General features: G+C 48.8%; 14 protein-coding genes and 1 pseudogene. 4 read left to right on the top strand and 11 right to left on the bottom strand.

The window, feature by feature from the left end:
* Positions 1 to 334: 334 nt before the first annotated feature.
* The 3 genes and pseudogenes from M2277_RS31705 to M2277_RS06240 all read right to left on the bottom strand — a co-directional run.
* A pseudogene (locus tag M2277_RS31705) lies at positions 335 to 3112 on the bottom strand (type I polyketide synthase); the annotation flags it as partial.
* Between the two features lie 20 nt (positions 3113 to 3132).
* Positions 3133 to 5544, bottom strand: coding sequence for an ACP S-malonyltransferase (gene fabD / locus M2277_RS06245; RefSeq protein ID WP_280754385.1), 2412 nt, complete (start codon positions 5542 to 5544; stop codon positions 3133 to 3135).
* 21 nt (positions 5545 to 5565) lie between these two features.
* Positions 5566 to 6315, bottom strand: coding sequence for a 4'-phosphopantetheinyl transferase family protein (locus M2277_RS06240; RefSeq protein ID WP_280754384.1), 750 nt, complete (start codon positions 6313 to 6315; stop codon positions 5566 to 5568).
* 370 nt (positions 6316 to 6685) lie between these two features.
* On the opposite strand from M2277_RS06240, the gene loaP reads away from it, so the two are divergent.
* Positions 6686 to 7264 (top strand): antiterminator LoaP, encoded by a 579-nt coding sequence (loaP, locus tag M2277_RS06235; protein WP_006210961.1) that lies wholly within the window; start codon positions 6686 to 6688, stop codon positions 7262 to 7264.
* A gap of 159 nt (positions 7265 to 7423) precedes the next feature.
* Here loaP and M2277_RS06230 read toward each other — a convergent pair whose 3' ends face one another.
* From M2277_RS06230 to M2277_RS06205, 6 genes are all read right to left on the bottom strand, one after another.
* The gene (locus M2277_RS06230; RefSeq protein WP_280754583.1) at positions 7424 to 9166 is read right to left on the bottom strand and encodes an RNA polymerase sigma factor; all 1743 of its coding nucleotides are present in this window, start codon (positions 9164 to 9166) and stop codon (positions 7424 to 7426) included.
* 184 nt (positions 9167 to 9350) lie between these two features.
* Complete coding sequence (locus tag M2277_RS06225; protein WP_280754383.1) at positions 9351 to 10721, bottom strand: LLM class flavin-dependent oxidoreductase; 1371 nt, start codon at positions 10719 to 10721, stop codon at positions 9351 to 9353.
* Positions 10722 to 10768: 47 nt separating this feature from the next.
* The gene (locus M2277_RS06220) at positions 10769 to 11578 is read right to left on the bottom strand and encodes an ABC transporter permease (RefSeq protein ID WP_280754382.1); all 810 of its coding nucleotides are present in this window, start codon (positions 11576 to 11578) and stop codon (positions 10769 to 10771) included.
* On the bottom strand, positions 11575 to 12384 hold the full coding sequence (locus tag M2277_RS06215; protein ID WP_040680777.1) for an ABC transporter permease: 810 nt from the start codon (positions 12382 to 12384) through the stop codon (positions 11575 to 11577). Before M2277_RS06215 ends, M2277_RS06220 begins: the two co-directional genes overlap by 4 nt.
* A gap of 90 nt (positions 12385 to 12474) precedes the next feature.
* Entirely contained in the window at positions 12475 to 13494 is a 1020-nt protein-coding gene (locus tag M2277_RS06210) for an aliphatic sulfonate ABC transporter substrate-binding protein (RefSeq protein ID WP_280754381.1), read from the bottom strand.
* 61 nt (positions 13495 to 13555) lie between these two features.
* Entirely contained in the window at positions 13556 to 14332 is a 777-nt protein-coding gene (locus M2277_RS06205) for an ABC transporter ATP-binding protein (RefSeq protein WP_006210968.1), read from the bottom strand.
* Between the two features lie 503 nt (positions 14333 to 14835).
* Between M2277_RS06205 and M2277_RS06200 the strand changes: the two genes are divergently transcribed.
* A complete protein-coding gene (locus M2277_RS06200; RefSeq protein ID WP_006210969.1) occupies positions 14836 to 15408 on the top strand; it encodes a thymidine kinase in 573 nt (190 codons plus the stop codon).
* Between the two features lie 47 nt (positions 15409 to 15455).
* Positions 15456 to 15668, top strand: coding sequence for a hypothetical protein (locus M2277_RS06195; protein WP_006210970.1), 213 nt, complete (start codon positions 15456 to 15458; stop codon positions 15666 to 15668).
* 165 nt (positions 15669 to 15833) lie between these two features.
* Here the strand turns inward: M2277_RS06195 and M2277_RS06190 are convergent, their stop codons facing one another.
* Positions 15834 to 16700 carry a YitT family protein gene (locus M2277_RS06190; protein WP_006210971.1) on the bottom strand — a complete coding sequence of 289 codons (867 nt, stop codon included), beginning with the start codon at positions 16698 to 16700 and terminating at the stop codon, positions 15834 to 15836.
* Between the two features lie 108 nt (positions 16701 to 16808).
* A complete protein-coding gene (locus M2277_RS06185) occupies positions 16809 to 17417 on the bottom strand; it encodes a TetR/AcrR family transcriptional regulator (RefSeq protein ID WP_006210972.1) in 609 nt (202 codons plus the stop codon).
* Between the two features lie 264 nt (positions 17418 to 17681).
* On the opposite strand from M2277_RS06185, the gene M2277_RS06180 reads away from it, so the two are divergent.
* Positions 17682 to 18527 carry a CPBP family intramembrane glutamic endopeptidase gene (locus tag M2277_RS06180; protein WP_253806136.1) on the top strand — a complete coding sequence of 282 codons (846 nt, stop codon included), beginning with the start codon at positions 17682 to 17684 and terminating at the stop codon, positions 18525 to 18527.
* Positions 18528 to 18665 lie beyond the last annotated feature (138 nt).

The raw sequence follows: 18665 nt of genomic DNA, 5'->3' as shown, positions 1-18665 counted from the left end.
GTTCCCCCTGCGCAGGAATGACAATTTGAATGAACACGTTCTTTTTGGAGCCGTCTTTAAGAATACTCTGAATTTCATCAAGCAGATTGCCCGAGTATGCTTGAAAAAGGTCCTTCATGTTTTTTCGTTTCGATTGCAAGGACAGGATGCGGACACCCTCCATTTGCGTTTCAAGACTCTTCTTCGCCGTTTCGTCCATTTCACACAGCACGACACAGTGGTCATCATAACCGGATAACACCTCATGAGCCGCAACGTCCTGTTCCTGCCATGTGGGATGCAGCATGATCGTGCCCGTGCCTGCCCCGGATTTGAGCAAGGCCTCCTCTTTACTGAGTATCCTCCAGGATAACCCCTTCATCCTGACGCATAACATTCCTTGTCCGTCATAGAGTTCAATATCGACTTTCTCAGATTTTCCTGATGTCCTGTCCTGCAGACTATACTGAACCTGCGCCCACATGACTGACGAGCATTCGTGTACAATATCGAGCTCCTGCAGTGCAAAAGGCAGGAACAGCCTTGATGCAGCCTTGCCCTCCAACACGCCCAACATGTCTGAACCAAGCATCAGAATCATGGCCGCCTGGAGGGCCGAATCCATCAAGCTGGGATGCAGGATAAACGGATCTTCGGTGCCCCGAATGGAGGAAGGAATCGACAGCTTAGCCAGGACTCCGCTTGCTCCCGTATATACTTCTTCAATCCCTTGATGTGCAGGTCCGTAATGAATTCCCATAAGCCGGAAAACCTCATAGTACTGCGCTATTGCAGTATCGGCTCTGACAAACTGTTTTTTTAATCCATCGATGTTCACCTGTGGCGTCCCGCCAATCAAGTCGGCATCCAACACGATATGGCCCTGGCTATGAACAATAGACTCTTCACCGCCATCTTCCGGCTCGCTATAAATTTCGTAGGAAACATCGCCCTGTTCATCTGGATAAAGCGCAATGTTCACATGAGCATGATGATCTCCAACCGTGATCGGCCTGGCCCAGACCACATGTTCCAGCCGAATCGGCGAGTATGCATCAGCTGATTGTCCTGAGGCCCTCGAAGCAGCTTCCCTGGCCATTTCAAGATAAGCGACGCCGGGCAAGACACGCTGATTGTTCACGATATGATCCCTCAGAAAAAACTCTTCGCCCGAAAAGGTTGAGCTGTATCGCTGTTCTGAGAAATCAGACGTGTTGTGGTGCAGAAGCGGGTGTATACAGGAAGCTGCTGCACCCTCGGATACCGAGCTGACATCCGTGGTACCTTCTTCAGGTTCGGATATCCAATACCGCTCCCTGGCAAAAGGATAGGTAGGAAGATGGACATGCTGTATCTTCTCGGCCGGGAAAATGGGCTTCCAGTCCACCTCATACCCTTTTACGTATAATTCTGCCAATGCCATCAATTTACTGCCGTATTCCTGCACACTGCTCTTCTTGATGGATTGAAGCTCGGTGACAAGCACCTTGCCCAGATGTTCAAAGAGCGGCTCCTCCTGCTTCCCTGTTAAAGGGATTCGATCGTGGAAATACCCCTCAGGCTCATTTTTAGCAACTACCTGCTGCAGCTTCTCCCGAAGCTCACGTATATCCCTAACAACGTAAGCAGACCTTACTCCGAAATGCTCCCGGTGAAGGAGGAGGGTTGCGCTAACCTCCGTAAGCGCGATGTCCTGCTCTTGTTGGTCGAGCCAGCGTGCCAGATCCTGTTCCCGTTGGCGAAGCGATCCTTCTGTTTTGGCGGATAAACAGATTACGTACTGAGGAAGCTTTTTGCTCGATTTTTTCTTGGCTGCGGGGGCTTCTTCAAGCACGACATGCGCATTCGTTCCACCGAACCCAAAGGAACTGATCCCAGCACGCCTCGGATAGGTCTGTCCATCTTCGCTCTCAAGCAGCTTCCATTCCCTGAGCTTGTCCACCATGTAAAACGGGCTCTCATCGATTGAAATACGGTGGTTCAGCTTTTTGAAATTTTGCAATCCGGGCAGCTGCTTATATTTCATGGACATCAGGACTTTGATAACCCCGGCAATGCCTGCCGCTGATTCCAGATGCCCGATATTCGTTTTCACCGAGCCCAGGCCACAGTAATTGGTGTTCAGCTTTTGAGGCTCTTCCGGATGGAGTAATTGAAAAGCTTTCACAAGCCCTTGAAACTCCATGGGATCTCCCTTGGGCGTACCGGTCCCATGAGCTTCGATATAACTGATGCTTTCCACGGGTACACCGGCTTTCCGATGGGCTTCGGCTATAACATCAGCCTGAGCTTCCGGATTGGGATAGGTGAGCGTATGCGTTTTTCCGCTATGATTAACGGCCGTTCCCTTCAGGACGCCATAAATGGAGTCCCCGTCTTCCAGGGCCTTCTCCAGCGGCTTAAGCAGCACGACGCCTGCGCCTTCACTGCGCACGTAACCGTCAGCGCTGTCGTCGAATGTTTTGCATGATCCGGTTGGGGACAGCATGCCCGCTTTGGAAAAGGAAATATGGCGGGAAGGGGTAAGTATAAGGCTGATCCCGCCTACAAGCGCCATGTTGCTCTCTCCAAGAAGTATGGACTGGGCTGCGGAATGGATTGCGTTGAATGAACTTGAGCAAGCGGTGTCGATAGGAAAACTCGGGCCCTTCAGGTTGAAATAATGCGAGATCCGATTCGCAATTACGGCCGAAGCCGTCCCTATGGAATGATAGGTTTCAATAGTCTGATTGCTCTGCTCCTGCAATCCTTTGTAATCAAAATTAAAGACCCCCATGTAAACGCCGACCTTGTCCCCAGACAGTTGTGAAGGACGAATCCCGGCATCCTCCAGGCAGGACCACGATAATTCCAGCATAATCCGCTGCTGAGGGTCGGTCGCCTCCACTTCCCTTGCCGAGAGACCAAAAAAGCCCGGATCAAAGGCATCTGCGTCTTGTATAAAACCGCCCCACTTGCTGTTGCTCTTGTTCTTCCCTTGGGGATCGCCCCAATATTCCTTCCAGTCCCAGCGCTCCTTCGGTATCTCCTGAATGCTTGAACGACCTTCCTTCAGATTATCCCAGAATTCTTCATAATTCTGCGCTCCAGGGAATCGGCAAGCTATGCCAATAATCGCGATCTCGTTCTTCATTTATACGGTACACCTCACTTTTAATAAACCTCTTGTGTGCTTCGGCTGTTCTCCATTGCGATGTCATCCGTCTCCGAAAGCTTGGAGAAGCTCTTATATCTTCGATTGAGCAGTGCTGCCGTCTCCACCATCAGTTTCTCCGCAATCTCATCAACGCGCCTGTTCCGCCACTGCTCAAGCTCGGTTCCTTTAACCCATTGATTAAAAGCACCTAAGGCCGGTCCGCAATGAATTTGATAATCCACTTTATTTTCAGGGTCGCCCTGCAAAGCCAACCGTGTGCTGTAACTGAAATACCACCGGAATATCATGGCCATTTTGTATTTCGGGTTCCGCTCCGCCTTCTCGACGATTTGTGGATAGCGCGTTCTGACCATGTCATATACGCTCTCAAAACTGCGCTTGAAATACTTGTCCTGTATCTGTGCCTTGGTCTTCTCGTCGATTTCATCAATGGAGTTGTACTGACGGTACAAATCGTATAACTTATTGGAGCGCGCCGGGAAAAAAAGCCCCTTTTTCAGCACCTGCACCCTCGCCCCCATCTCAAACATATCTCCCGCAGGCGCGTATTCCGTGTCCTGGACGTTCATTTGCTGCAGCAGGTCCTTTGCTTCGTCGCTCGTTCCGGCCTCCACGGTGCATTGATTGATTGAACCGGTAACAATAAAGTCGGCACCCAGTGTAAGGGCTGCCGATATCGCATCCGGTGTACCGATCCCACCTGCGGCGCCTATTCTTATTTTTTTGTGATATCGATACTTATCCATCATTTCATCCCGTAATTTAATCATGGCCGGCATTAATGCATAAGCCACTGCCCCGTCCGTATGACCACCGGAATCCGCCTCGGCGCAAATATCATCGGCAACCGGCATTTCCCTAAGCATCAGGGCCTCTTCCGGCGTGATTTTGTTTTCCTCCCGCAGCTTTGTAATGATCCGCTCAGGCGCCGGACTGAGGAATGCTTCCGCAACTTCCGGCCGCGATACCTTGGCAATAATTTTCTTAGAAGAAACAATCCTTCCATGTACGTCACGTGTCAAGCCTTTGGCCCGGTATTTAACCAGTGCAGGCGTAATGTTCATGAAAGCCGCCGCCTCCATAACCCTCACGCCGCTTTGCAGGAACAGATCCACGGTTTGTTCTTCGATCTCCGGCTCGGTCGGATTGTGAACCAGGTTCATGCCGTAGGATTGGCCTTGAGAAAGCTCTCGTTGTATGTATTGAATTGCATCCGCGATCTGCGGTAATTTCAAGCCGCCAGCCCCGAAGAAACCCATCATTCCTGCTTGACCCATTCTTACAACCATTTCCTTTGAAGCAATGCCGCGGTACATGGCTCCGGTCATATAAGCGTATTTAAGATTATAGTCTCTGCGGAATTCAATGCTTCCCAGGGAAGAAGGGAGAATATGATATTCTGCCGATGGTACCGGAGCGGGCGGTTCCGTCCCCGATACTTCCATAGTCGTCGATTCCAATACTGACGGTATCTGTGCGGCACTCTCGATTAGTTCTTCATTCACGCTTTCTGCAACGGACTCCTCAACCACTTCCGGTTCATCCACGATCAGCGGACTTGCCTCTGTCCTGATTCTCGCTATTAGATCCGTCAGAACCCTCCCGGGCCCAACCTCTTCATATTCCTGTACGCCAAGCCCCATTAAATAGCGAATGCTTTCCGTCCATTTAACGGAACTTGTAATCTGTTGAACAAGATTATGTTTAATTTCGGTTGGTCGATAACGTCTGGCATGCACATTGGAGATGACCGGAATCCGCAATGACTGGAACGTAAAGTTTTCCAGGAAAGCTTCAAATTCTCTCGCTGCATCCTCCATATGCCGGGAATGAAAGGCACCGCTCGTTCGCAAGGGAATGCACATCGTCACGTCCTTGTGGGACTCAAGAACCTTCATTGCATGATCCATGTCTGCTTTCGCCCCGGAAATCACGATCTGATGGGGGCTGTTCAGATTGGCAATGTCAATGCGGTCCAGTTTATACTCCTGCAGCACCTCTGCAAGCTTATTTTCACTTAGGCCGATGACTGCTGCCATGCCCCCGCCGGCAGCCCGGCTCATCAATTCGCCCCTTTTTTGCACAAGCTTCAGTCCTGTTGCAAAGTCGTAAGCTCCTGCTGCCAGCAGGGCGTTATATTCCCCCAAACTATGTCCGGCAACAAAATCGACCCTGCTCCCGGAATCCATGACCTTCTTGAAGTAACTTAATGCACTAACGGTGTATAATGCGGGTTGGGTGAATTGCGTCTTATTAAGTTCAGAATCCGGATCTTCCAGACATAGTCTCTTAATCGAATATCCCAGAATACGATCCGCTTGCGCAGTCAAATCCTTGAATTCGTCAAACAACCCTTCGCCCATTCCTTTTTTCTGGGCACCCTGCCCTGGAAATACGTAAGCCAGCATAAGTTTCTACCATCCTCCCAATTAGATTTGTATAGGTATGTTTAATCCTTTTTTGATCGCCTTCATGTTCAGCCGCATCCCCTTCGGATAAGTGATGGAACAGACAAAGGAATCCAGCATGAAAGAAGTCGTTTCATATTGATAAAAGTTTTCATAATAACTTACAAAAACATCATCCTTGAGGTTGATTTGCTTCAATTCAAAGATAGCGAACGGGGTGGATAATCCCGTTTTCAGCACCTTGGATAGCGCCTCTTTAGCCGTCCAGACCAACGTCAGCATGCTGTCCGCAGAATAAGGCAGCGATTGTATCAAGCTTAATTCTCTCGCGGTTGCTTGATCTTGCAGAACCTCCCGATTGCCCTCACAGATTTGTTCGATATCGATTCCCATAAGGAACTTCTCCGAAAAAGCAACGGCGGCGGCGAGATGGCCAGAATGCGTTATACTAACTTGCGCATTCTGTGAATGCACCACGAGGGGCTGGTTAAAAATACCCCGTGCAATGAGAATTTGCCTCAAATCATCCTCGTTTGTGTACAGAGCAATCGCTTTTTTGGCTGCGTACCTGCCTGCCAGATAACTTCTGATCCTTCGTTCAAAATGGAGTGAGCGATAATACTGCCATTCTTCAACATGAAGAAATTCTGTCGTCTTCATCAGCTGTTCCTCTTCTGAACAAGAGAAAAAACATAGACTTGCCACGTTCGAACCCGTTCCTTCTCCAGACATTAAATGCTCAACCGTCATTTCCCAGGATGGACTTGTCATTCCCTTCAGGAGGCCTCCTCGATACAGAATAAGGTCGATTCATGCGCATCATTCTTTTTAAAAATGAACATAAAAATGCCTACGAGGTCCTCCCCTAAATTGCGGGAGGATTCGTAAGCATTAACACTAGTCACGTGTATGTTATGGCCCTTAAATGCTCTTAACGCGCCGAAACGTCGATTAAGTTGATTTAAGTTTCTGTTAATTAAAGTCATTCATTACCAATATATTATTATATAATTATTTATTTGTAAACTATTAATCTTATATGATTAGTAGTTTATTTTTTGTTTAAATTCCTTATTTCGACATTTTTTTCTCAGATTGTTTGATATGATCTTCATCATCCAATAAGAAGGGAGGATCACATATGTCATGGTACGCTTTATTTGTTAAAACCGGTTACGAATCTTCCATCAAACGATGGCTTGATACAAGGTTCGATAACAACTTGCTGCATAGTGTGATTCCTAAAAGAAAAGTGCCGGAGAAAAAGGACCGTACCGTCCAGCACGTAATAAAAACACTTTTTCCCGGATATGTGTTCATCGAAACCAAAATGAGCTTTTCCATTTATTATACATTAAAAGAAAATCCTTTCATTTACAACACACTGAACTATCTCAATAACAAGGATAAAAGATCAACCCTCCCTGATGTGCAAATGGCTAGCGTTGCTTCTGAAAGACCAGCAGCAGAATCGCATTTTTTCAAAGAAATTCCCAGCGAGGAGATGCTTGTCGTGCTGCAGCTGATTAACGAGAATGAGGTTATCGAGTATTCCCAGGTCTATTTCCAAGATTCTAAGGTGATCGTCCAATCGGGTCCCTTGAAAGGTTTGGAGAGCCACATAAAAAAAGTCGATAAACATAAAAAGCGAGCGAAAGTGCTTATGAATATTATGGGGAAAGAACAGTTGGTCGACGTTGGAATTGAGATCATTGAATAATCCATCGAAGTTTACTTACACAAAAAAGGGGCTGCAAGCAGCCCCTCATTCACAAACGGAAGCGCGGTAACGACAAACGCCCCCTCTCCAGCCCGCAGAGTAGCCACCCGTCGAGGTGTACAAGCTTCGGGTAATCGGTGACTTCTGTTATCCCATAGCTTATTTAGTCAATTTTGCATAAATCTCTTTCAATTTAGCGACAGCCTTAATCTCCAGAGCTTTGATATCCTCTACCAACGTTATCGCCTTGGTAGATTGATCTTCGAGATTGGGCTCGCCCCCTACCGGGAAAGGGAACATCTGATGCAGAACATAGAACCGTTCACACATCCCTGCATACAACATGTTTGCCTCCTCGAACAGCCCCGTAAGCTCCGGCTCTTCACCGTTCTCTTGCGGCCAAGCTGTAATCAATTCCTTGAAGAACTCTGCCGCGTAATAACGGGCATCTCTCAGCACTTCAATGTTGTAGGCGTGACCATTGGGCTCGATCTGCCGCCCCTGCAACGATTCAAGCCAGGCATCATATGCCGCGATTCCTTTGACGGCTGTGGGTACGACGCTTTCTTTTCCTTCATATTGCTCAACGGCAGTCTCAAGGGCAAGTCGAAGCTGCTGACGGAGCGTTATATCAACGGAGCCCTCGATGACCAGAACGAATAGATCTTCCATGACACTCCTGCCCAGATTTTCGTAAGGCAGCGTATCCACTCTGCCGCACTCCTCCGCGTACAGGGTTCTGGTCTCATCATCGTACCCATACAGCGTACCGAACTCCGGGAAGAAAATATCCCATGCCAGCACAGGGTATCCCCGGTCCAGCGAGCTGTGAATGAGATCGAGGGCTCTTGGCAGCTCTTGGTGAATGCTGCGTTTGCTCATCGCTCCTTTTTCCATGAGGGCAGGATCCAGCAGGTTGGTGTTAGGTCCGATTCCGTCCGACATCCCGTCAACGAATTTGGAATGGAAACCGATGTTATGAAGTCCACGGGATAACGCTTCGCCAAAGAAATAAGCGGTCGGACCGGCAATATGAACATTATTCGGTATGATGTTGATCCGGAAAGCATGCCCTGTAAGCCCCATGACCATAGGCAGCGAGAGTTTCCGGTCAGTGAATTGCAGCATTTTATAGGTGACATCTGCAGCACTCGTCCAGGTTTTTGTTTCTTTCAGCGATCCTTCATACGGCAAAATTTTCTTTTTCATGATTCCCAAATCCCTTCTCGTCTTAATATAAGAGTCAACGGTGATACGGATTTTTTCCTGAATCACTTTCTTGCGTGACCTGGATATTATCTGATACACATTGGCCGAAGAGAGCTGAAACAGGTTGGCAATTTCTTGCGGCGACAGCTGATCGAAGAAATGGGATTCGAAAATAAGCCGTTCGCGAGGCTTGAGGCATTGAATGATGCCTGTCAAAACACGCAGCGTTTCCTGCTGGAGGATTCGCTCCTCCGGCACGCTGGAGCCTGCGCTTGCTTCATTTGCGGAACGGTGGAGCCGTCCTAGAATGCTGTCCAGATTGCCCCAATTGTCCGAGCCTCCAGTGCCATCTGCTCTTCCCACGCCCTCAAGCTCGGTAAATGTCTGCTCTTTAACAGCAGAGCTCCCTCTGAGTCGGGTATAGGCCTGGTTCCGGACGATCCGGTGCACCCATGGCAGGAACCGCTCTACATCAACCAGCTTGCCAAGATGCATGAAAGCGCGGATGAGCGCATCCTGCACAACGTCTTCTGCCAGATAGGACTCCCGGGTTATAGCTCTGGCATAGCCATACACCTTCGACCGATGACGCCGGACGAGTTCCCCGAATGCTTCCCGCTCTCCTGCCTGCGCATATTTCACCAACTCGCGATCTTCCATCTCATCCCATTGGACCTTGCTGTCTGCTGTCATTTCCAATTGCTTAAACCCTCTCTTTCGTATCGTTGACTACTTATATGACCGAAGAAGTTCGCCATTTCTGACAATGTGATTGAAAAACATTATACCTTTTTTTTATTTTCCTTTCATGACAAAAAAACGTCCCAAGATGACCTGTACTTCTGTCACTTGAAACGTCCTTTTAATCCCCATAGGTTTATCTAACATCCACTGCTGCGCGCTGGACCTCTTGGCGGAAGTGCCCCACATCCGGGCGCTGAAGACCGAGATGCTCTCTCAATGTTCGTCCGCTGTATTCGGTACGGAACAATCCCCGTTCTTGCAGCACAGGGATGACGGTATTCACGAAATCGTCCAGATCGCCCGGCAGAACCGGAGGCATAATATTAAACCCGTCACAGGCGTAACCTTCAAACCAATCCTGCATCATGTCAGCCAATTGCTCGGGGGTTCCGACAAACTGCATATGTCCCCTGGAGGTTAGTATCTTTCTGCCCAGTTCCAGAATCGACAGATTGTCTTGATAGGCCATATCCATATATAACTGGACTCTACTCTTCATGCCGTTGGAAGCCGCTACAGGATCCGGAATGTCTCTTGGCAAGGGTTGATCCAGCGGATAACCGCTCAGGTCATAATTAAGGAAACCCGATAGAACGGTAATCGCGGAAGATGGCGGTATCAACGCCTGCAGCTTATGAAACTTGCGCCACGCTTCCTCCTCGGTAGCTCCAATAACAGGTGAAAGACCCGGCATGATTTTCAGGCTTCCGCTTGCTCTCCCATACTGCGACAGCTTGGAATTGACACTGGCATAGAAATCCTGTGCTGCCTTCTTGGACTGCTGTGCCGTGAATATAACCTCACCATATTGGGCGGCAAAATCCTGCCCTGGTCCCGAAGAGCCAGCCTGAATCAGCACAGGATAACCTTGCGGCGGCCTCGGCACATTCAGAGGACCCTTCGTGGAATACCACTGTCCGGTGTAATCCACAGGCTGCACTTTGGCTCCATCGGCAAACCTCCCCGACTCACGATCAAGAACAAGCGCATCATCTTCCCAGCTGTCCCATAAACGGGTGACCACCTCCACAAACTCACGCGCCATCTCATAACGAAGACCATGTTCGGGATGTTTCGGCTTGCCATAATTATGGGCTTCAATATCAAGCTGGGACGTGACGATATTCCAGCCTGCTCTTCCTCCGCTTATAAAGTCCAGGGAGGCAAACTTCCGGGCTACATTGTATGGCTCGTTGTACGTGGTGGAGACGGTTGCGGTAAGCCCCAGTCTGTCCGTAACGGTAGAGAGGGCCGATAATAACGTCAGCGGGTCCAGCATGCCGGAAGCGGAATTTTCGACCTGGGTCACATACAGCAAATCGGCAAAAAACATCATATCGAACTTTCCCCGCTCCGCGGTGGCGGCGAGTTTCTTGTACAGCTCGATTCCAAACATCCCCTCCACATCGGAATCGGCATGACGCCATCCGGCATGATGATGACCGGCATAATAGATAAACGCACCCAGATGCATTTGATGATCTCTGCGGCTCGTTGTTCCCATCTGTGTAACACCCCTTTTTTCCATATGGCCCAGCGAACGATCGCTGATCAGCCTTTATATGTCTCTCTCCACCTCAGAAGCTTGGATTCCAGCAGACGCACAACCGAATCCGACAGCTTGCCCACGATGGCAAAAATAATAATGCCCACAAACACGATATCAGTCTGCGAATACGCTCTCGCGTCTTGAATCATGTACCCGATTCCAGCACTGGTGCCCATCATCTCCGCAACAACCAGGACGAGCCAGGATACCCCGAGCGACAAGCGGATGCCCAGCAGAATGTTTGGCAGCGCAGCCGGTATGATCAGGCGGGTTACCAGCTGCAGCTTCGAATATTGAAAAATTCTTGATACATCATACAGCTTCACATCCACACTGCGGATGCCAAGGAAGGTGTTCACATACATCGGAAAAAACGCCCCAAGCGAAATCATGAGAATCTTCGAGAATTCCCCGATGCCAAACCAGAGAATGAACAGTGGAATCAGCGATAGCAGCGGCACTGTACGAAGCATCTGCAAGGAAGGATCAAGCGTGCGCTCTGCCATTTTGCCAAGCCCTGTTGACAATCCAAGTGCCAGCCCCGTCAATCCCCCCAGCACAAAGCCGGAGAGCGCCCGAAGGATGCTGATCTGAAAATGCTCCCACAGCTCACCGCTTAAACCCAAACTCACGAATTGCTTGGCAATCGTTAACGGTGTCGGGAGCAGCGTTGCCGATATCCACCCCAGTCCACCGGCTATTTGCCATAACGCTACAATGGCTATCGGTACAAGCCAGGCATGAAGCGGTCCCGGTACCGCCCTCAGCCAATCCTGCCCCGCAGCTTTGCGGGCGGCTATTTCACTTTTCATGACTTGTCACCACCCTTGTAGCTATCCTGCCAGCGCAGCAGCCTGCCCTCAAGCCATTTTACGAGAGAATCCGAAAGCTTTCCGACGAGTGCGAACACTATGATTCCAACGAATACGACAGTCGTCCATGAGAAAGAACGCGCATCATTAATGATGTAGCCGATGCCGGAGCTGGAACCCATCAGCTCAGCCACCACCAGTCCAAGCCATGCTACGCCAATCGAGAGACGGATTCCGAGAAATATGTTAGGCAGCGAGGCCGGAACGATCAACCTGCGGATCAGATCCCACCGACTGAACTGCAGCACACGCGCAACATCAAACAGCCTGTTGTCCACTGATCGTATGCCAAGGAAAGTATTCACGTATAACGGGAAGAACGAGCCTTTGGCGATTAACAGTATTTTCGATGTTTCGCCGAAACCAAACCATAGGATGAACAGCGGCGCGATCGCTAGATGAGGAAGCGTCCTCAGCATTTGCAGCGATGGATCGACAAGCCGTTCCGCCTTATACGAGAATCCCACCCATATGCCAGCTGCCAAACCCAAGCTGCCGCCGAGTAGAAATCCGAGCAGCGCGCGCCAGGACGATATGCCAAGATGTTGAATCAATTCGCCTGTGCTCGTTAAATGAACGAGCTCATTCCAGATCGCAAGCGGAGTCGGTAGCAGGATCGGATTGAGCCAGCCCAATGCTCCCGCAGCCTGCCATACCATGACGATAACAAGGGGGACCATCCAGCCTATCAATGCATTTGTGAACTTGATCAGAAATCGTCGATCTATTCGTTTCTGGCGCCTCATCGGTTCGGCGGGTATGGCAACCGCCCCTTTGCTGATCCCTTCTTGGAGCATGTAACACGCCTCCTCTCACCTTCGTATTGTTTGTTTGTACTATTTGGATGCGGCCTCTATATATTGATTATCAAAAACCTCCTTAACCTGGATTTTCTTGCGAATGGTTTTCTGTTCGAATTGAAAATCAGCCGTTTTCTGCTGCTCAGCTATAATTTCGTCTGTTACCGGTATGTTGATGGATCTGGAGCGGTCAAAGGTCCCCTGGATCACTTCCTGGGGAACGCCCCGCTCGTCAGCATATCGCTTAAGTGCCTCTGCTTCATTCTCCTTCTCCCAAGCCAGCGTCTGGTTCAGCACTTTAAGATAGAGCGTGACGAGATCCGGGTATTGCTCGGCAAAATCCTTCCGGACAATATTGAAAGATGGGGACAGAACGCCAAGCTGCTCACCATCGGCCAGCACTTTGCCTTTCCCTGTCAATGTATTCAAGGTTATATAAGGGTCCCAAGTGGCCCATGCTTCTACCCCGCCCGATTCAAACGCAGGCTGAGCTTCATCAGGCTGGAGCTGAATAATCTCAATGTCAGACACCTTGACCCCCGCGTCTGCCAATCCCCGGTAAAGAAAGTTAAACGCGTTGCTTCCCTTCGTTACGGCTACCTTCTTGCCTTTCAGATCACTCAGAGACTGCGCCGTACTGTCAGGCGGCACAATAATGGCCACATTCTTCTGACCATGCAAGCTCTGGGAAATCACCTTAAATGGAATATCTGCCGCCTGGGCCGCGATAATCGGCATATTCCCTAAACCCGCAAAATCGAGACGATTCGACGCCATCGCTTCCGTCATCGGCGGTCCGCTCTGAAACTCTGCCCACTCCACCTTGACACCCAGCTTGCCAAACTCCTCCTCAAACCACCCTTCCTCCCGGGCCTTGCCAAACAAACCTCCGCTTCCCTGTACGCCGAGCCTGACAGTCAGATCTTCATACTGGCCGTCCGCTCCCTTCTCCACGGCACGAGTCTTGGATTGACTATCTGTGCTTGCACATCCGGAAGCCAGTACAGAAATGAAGAATAGTAGAATAAACACGACTTTCTTGTTCATTGGTCTCATGATTAGCTCTCTCCCCTGTTATCTATCGTTCTGCCCGTTCAATATCGAATCGTCATGGATATTAAATGCCCGCACCTGTATCGAACTCCGGCTCTTCTACTTTCTCGAATTCACGCAGTACTTTGGTCCGCAGCTCTTGAAAAGATGAACCCGTCCGCTTGCGTGGAAAAGGCAAATCGATTGGCAGGATGGAACGAATATGGCCAGGTCTGGGGTTCATAATGACCACGCGCTCGCCGAGGAATACCGCCTCATCCAGATCATGGGTAACAAAGAGCATGGTCGTGCGGTTGTTTTGCCATATATCCAGCAGGACCTCTTGCATATGGGAACGTGTGAAGGCATCAAGCGCACCGAACGGCTCATCCAGCAGCAGCACATCCGGATTCCGCAGCAGCGCTCGGGCAATTGCTACCCGCTGGGCCATTCCTCCGGACAGTTCTCGGGGATATGCCTTTTCAAAGCCTTGAAGCCGAACAAGCTCGATGAATTCATCCACTTTTTTGCGTACAGCTGCCTGCTTCAACGACAAATTTCCGGCGATATTCTTCTCCACGGTCAGCCAAGGAAACAGTCGCGGCTCTTGAAAAATGAACCCCTTCTCAATGCTTGGACCCGATACAGGTTTATCATTCAGCAGGACATTCCCCTCATACGAGGTATCGAGGCCCGCCACGATTTTGAGCAAGGTGCTCTTTCCGCATCCACTCGGTCCGATCAATGTGATGAATTCCCCTTTTCGAACCCGAAGATCAATCCCTTTCAATGCCATGACATTTCCTGTTGGGGCTTGGAAAATCTTGTTTACCTGCTCAATGATCAATGTATCCGCAGACATTCCGCTCACCATCCCATACATTAATTATTCTTACCTGATTACTTGGTTAAAAGAGTGCAAGAAAAACGTCTAGCGACGTAATTTCCCAGAAGACAGACCGGATAATAGCGAAAGCTTTCTTATGAAATAAGGCGACAAGCCTCTTCAAATACATGCATATGCTTATCTCAATAAAAAAGGAGATATTACGCTTGTCTAAGTACTTCCAATAGCTCGTACTTGTTCACAGGCGCGATATCTCCAGTTATCTGGTCGATTATCTTGGTATTCATTTGGTATGCCGTTATATTACAACTGCTGATAAAGGTTGTCAAACCTTTTTTCGTTCCGGACTCACTCCCCTGCATGTCAGAATATGTTCATACCTGCCAATGGACACCGGCGCCCAATAATGCGACAATATACTCTGCATGTCATACGATATATAATGTAAAAAAAGTGTTTCTACGCAACACCTGCACGCTTATGCTTCAAGTCGCATTTATCAGGAAAGGAACGAAAGCATGGCTCAATTATTTTTCAAACACGGTTCTATGAACAGTGGTAAATCGATCGAGATTCTAAAAGTTGCTCACAATTACGAAGAACAGAACAAACCTGTGCTTCTCTTCACATCCGCCATTGATGACAGGGATGCCGTCGGTTATGTATCCTCACGCATCGGTCTGCGCCGGGAAGCGATACCCGTTACGGAAAGCACCGATATCTACGGCATCGTGAAGGATCATCAGCCTAAGCCATACTGCGTTCTGGTGGATGAATGCCAATTCCTTACCAAGGATAGCATCCTTCAGCTCGTTCGGATTGTAGATGAGCTTGACGTGCCTGTGATGGGCTTCGGGCTGAAGAATGATTTCCGCAACGAGCTGTTTGAAGGCAGCCGCTGGATGCTGATTTACGCCGATAAAATCGAGGAAATGAAAACGATCTGCTGGTTCTGTGAGCGGAAAGCTATCATGAACCTTCGGGTCATTGATGGGAAGCCCGTATATGACGGCGAGCAGATTCTGATTGGCGGGAACGACACCTACTTCCCTGTCTGCCGGAAATGCCATACCAATCCCCCATTATCATAGGACGTTGTATTCAATCCATCATTCAAACTTAAGGAGCAGGATGATCCATGCCTATTGTCAGACCATTATTGACCGATCAGGATTTTCAGGAAGTAATGGAGCAGCAGATCCGTATCCGCATATTCAAGGACAATCATCTGATCGATTCCGGGAGTCTCGTTATTCGGTTTACCGACGACACCATCATTACGCAGTCCAGTGTCAGTTCGCTCGGTTATCATAAACGGGATGCATGCGAATTTTTCGAAGTACGGAAGTAATGGAGCGATTGCCTGAGCGATTGTCCGAGCAGACCTTGATCTTAAGTCTCTCCCATAGCTTCAGGCAATCAAATCTCCTCCCCCTCCCCAATAAAAAAACGGTCTTCTGCAGAAAAAATCTGCAAAAAACCGCTGATCATCCATCCATAACTGCTGTAACGTCTTCTAGTGAATATCGGCCTTCGCCATACTTCCACCAAGCACGTCCGCTACATTCTGAATCGAAATAAACGCATTCTTGTCAATCTCCTGCACTACGGTCTTCAGCTTCGCAATCTCAAGCCTTGTCACAACGCAATATATCATTTGCGTGTCCTCTTGAGAGTACCCGCCCTTTGCATATATCATGGTGGTGCTGCGGCCCAGACGCTGCACGATCGCACTTGAGATTTCTTCGTATTCATTGGATATAATCGTAACGGATTTGGACTCGTCCAAGCCCTCTACCACAATATCCATCACTTTTGCCGCTATATAGTAAGAGAAGATTGAATACATGGCTGAATCTGCACCGAACACAAACCCTGCCGTGATGAAAATAAAGACGTTGATGATCATGATGATCTGTCCGACTGGCATTCGCAGCTTTTTGGACAGCAGAATGGCCACGATCTCCGTCCCGTCAAGAGCCCCCCCATAACGGATAACAAGGCCTACTCCAAGACCCAGAATCAGCCCACCGAACAGTACCGCCAGAATTTTCTCGTTCGTAAACGGTTCTACATGATGAAGGAATGTTGTCGCGAGCGACAGCACTACGATCCCGTACAAGGTCGAGAACGCAAACGTTTTGCCTATCTGCTTGTAACCGATAAACAGAAACGGCAAGTTGATGATGAAGAGGAACACACCGAGTTTGATAGGTGTAATCGATGATAATACGATAGAAATACCGGTAATACCACCGTCGATAATTTCGTTTGGCACGAGGAATATCTCAAGCGCCACGGCCATCAGGATAGCCCCGATCGTAATAAAGATGAACCTTTTTAGAATCTCGCCGACTGTCATTTTTTTGTGATGTTTGACCATGCCATTCTCCTTTTGTATCTTTTTTCACACGATAATACCTGTCGAAGAACCATTGTATTAAAAAATTGATCGGCATGTCAATATTGACACAGTAATACACACGGAACTTTAGGGCATTATCAGCTCATCGATACACAAGGATTGCAGATGCTGATCGATGATCTTCTCGATCTTATCCTGCGTAAGCTGCTGCGGTCTCATGATATGGTGAATCGCCAATCCATCAACCAATGCGTATATTCGCTCCTTCTCATATTCAAGATCCAGCTCCGGTTTAGCAAGCTTATGGGTGACCAGGGAATCGATGACGAAATGACATGCTTTCGTTAAACCATCATACATCTCATCGTTTATCTTCCGTAATTCGGGATAGATGAGCGCTTTGGCAACAAACGACATCCATACCTCCATTTCCATCGTTCTATCCTCATCCATCGGAAGAAATTGCATCAGCACCAGCTTCATATCCGAGAACACTGGCCCCTTCAATGATAAGGACGTTAAGCGTTTCTCAATCCGTTCAATAATGAGGTTCATGCAAAAGGCCAGCAGCTCAGCCTGACTTGAGAAATAATGCCGCATGGAGCCTACGGACAAGCCGGCCTCTTCCGCAATATTACGTACCGTCGCTTTTTCCAGTCCACCCTTCTGAATAACCCGCAGAGCCGCTTCGGCAACCCATTCTCTTTGTTTATCATGATCTACTATTTTTGGCATACCTCCATTATACACCTCCAACTTTTTTTAATACAGCGTACTATAATCAAGCATTAATCTCTCTTCAGCTGGAGCCAGATACTCCTAAAAATGGGTTTCCTCTGTGGAACACCTTGATAGAAAAAATACTATACATATTAATGGTACAAGAGAAACGAACACCGCATCGTGTTCCAGGAGAGGAGAGATCTGGTCATTCGTACATCAACTGAATCGAGTACTCATCATGGAATATCCCGGATATTCCGTGATCAAGAAGGCCGATTGAATTTGTTCTGGCGTATCGCCTTCGGCTGGCTGGCATTTGTAATAGGGCTCGGACTTGCCGTAGTCATTGCCACGGCCGCAGGCACTTACGGCATTCCCACGCTCGGTCTGCAAATCCTCCTTGCCGTTGTAACGACTAGCGTTACAGTGCCGCTGATTTATCTGCTTAGGCGTTATGCGGACCGGCGTCCATGGAGCGGGCTTGGTCTAAGCTCACCGCCATCGGGGCTTCGTTATTTCCTTCTCGGCATTGGCTTTCTGGCACTTGTTACGGCAGTGGCCCTGCTGCTGGGAAGCGCCTTCGGATGGCTCCGGGTTGTCGCTCTCCATTTACCGGCAGTTACTCTGCTCGTCATGCTCATCAACATTCCCATTGCCTTTTTCTATGAAGCCTTTCCTGAAGAACTCACCTTTCGGGGGTATTTGTTCCGTAATTTAAACACCCGTTATCCGCGCTGGCTTGCGCTAATTCTCCAGGTCTTCTTATTCGTTCTTGCACCCATCGCCGTAACTGGATTCATGGTGGCGGCAGGACTGGGTACTTGGGATCTGATTACGGTACAGTATATCGTTAATTTAATCGCTTTTGGCACGGTACTGCAGCTGCTCCGTATCGTATCCAACAATCTGTGGATAAATATCGGCTTTCACCTGACTTGGCTTGAGATGGTCCGATACGTTGTCGTGCCTTCCGAATATGCCATCGTCGAGATCGAATACGTATCCATCTGGGGCAATTATATGGTAACGATAGGTTCCGTCATCATCGGGATCATTGTACTGATTATTTGCTCCCTGCGGGGCAGGCACAGAGTCGACTGGAGCCGAATAGAACCGGATTAATCAGACATGAAGCAGATAAGCTCAAACTCAACCGAAATCGGAAGAGTTTGAGCTTCTTTTGTAGCAGGACAACTGCGATTTATAATATAGCTTCCGGTTATGCTATAATGTAATTCATCTGTAATCGACCAGAAATTA

Origin of the sequence: Paenibacillus sp. LBL (genome assembly GCF_029893715.1) — a bacterium.
Classification (GTDB): domain Bacteria; phylum Bacillota; class Bacilli; order Paenibacillales; family Paenibacillaceae; genus Paenibacillus_AQ; species Paenibacillus_AQ glucanolyticus.
The sequence above is the reverse complement of the archived record's forward strand: the minus strand, read 5'-3'. Positions and strand labels throughout refer to the sequence as shown.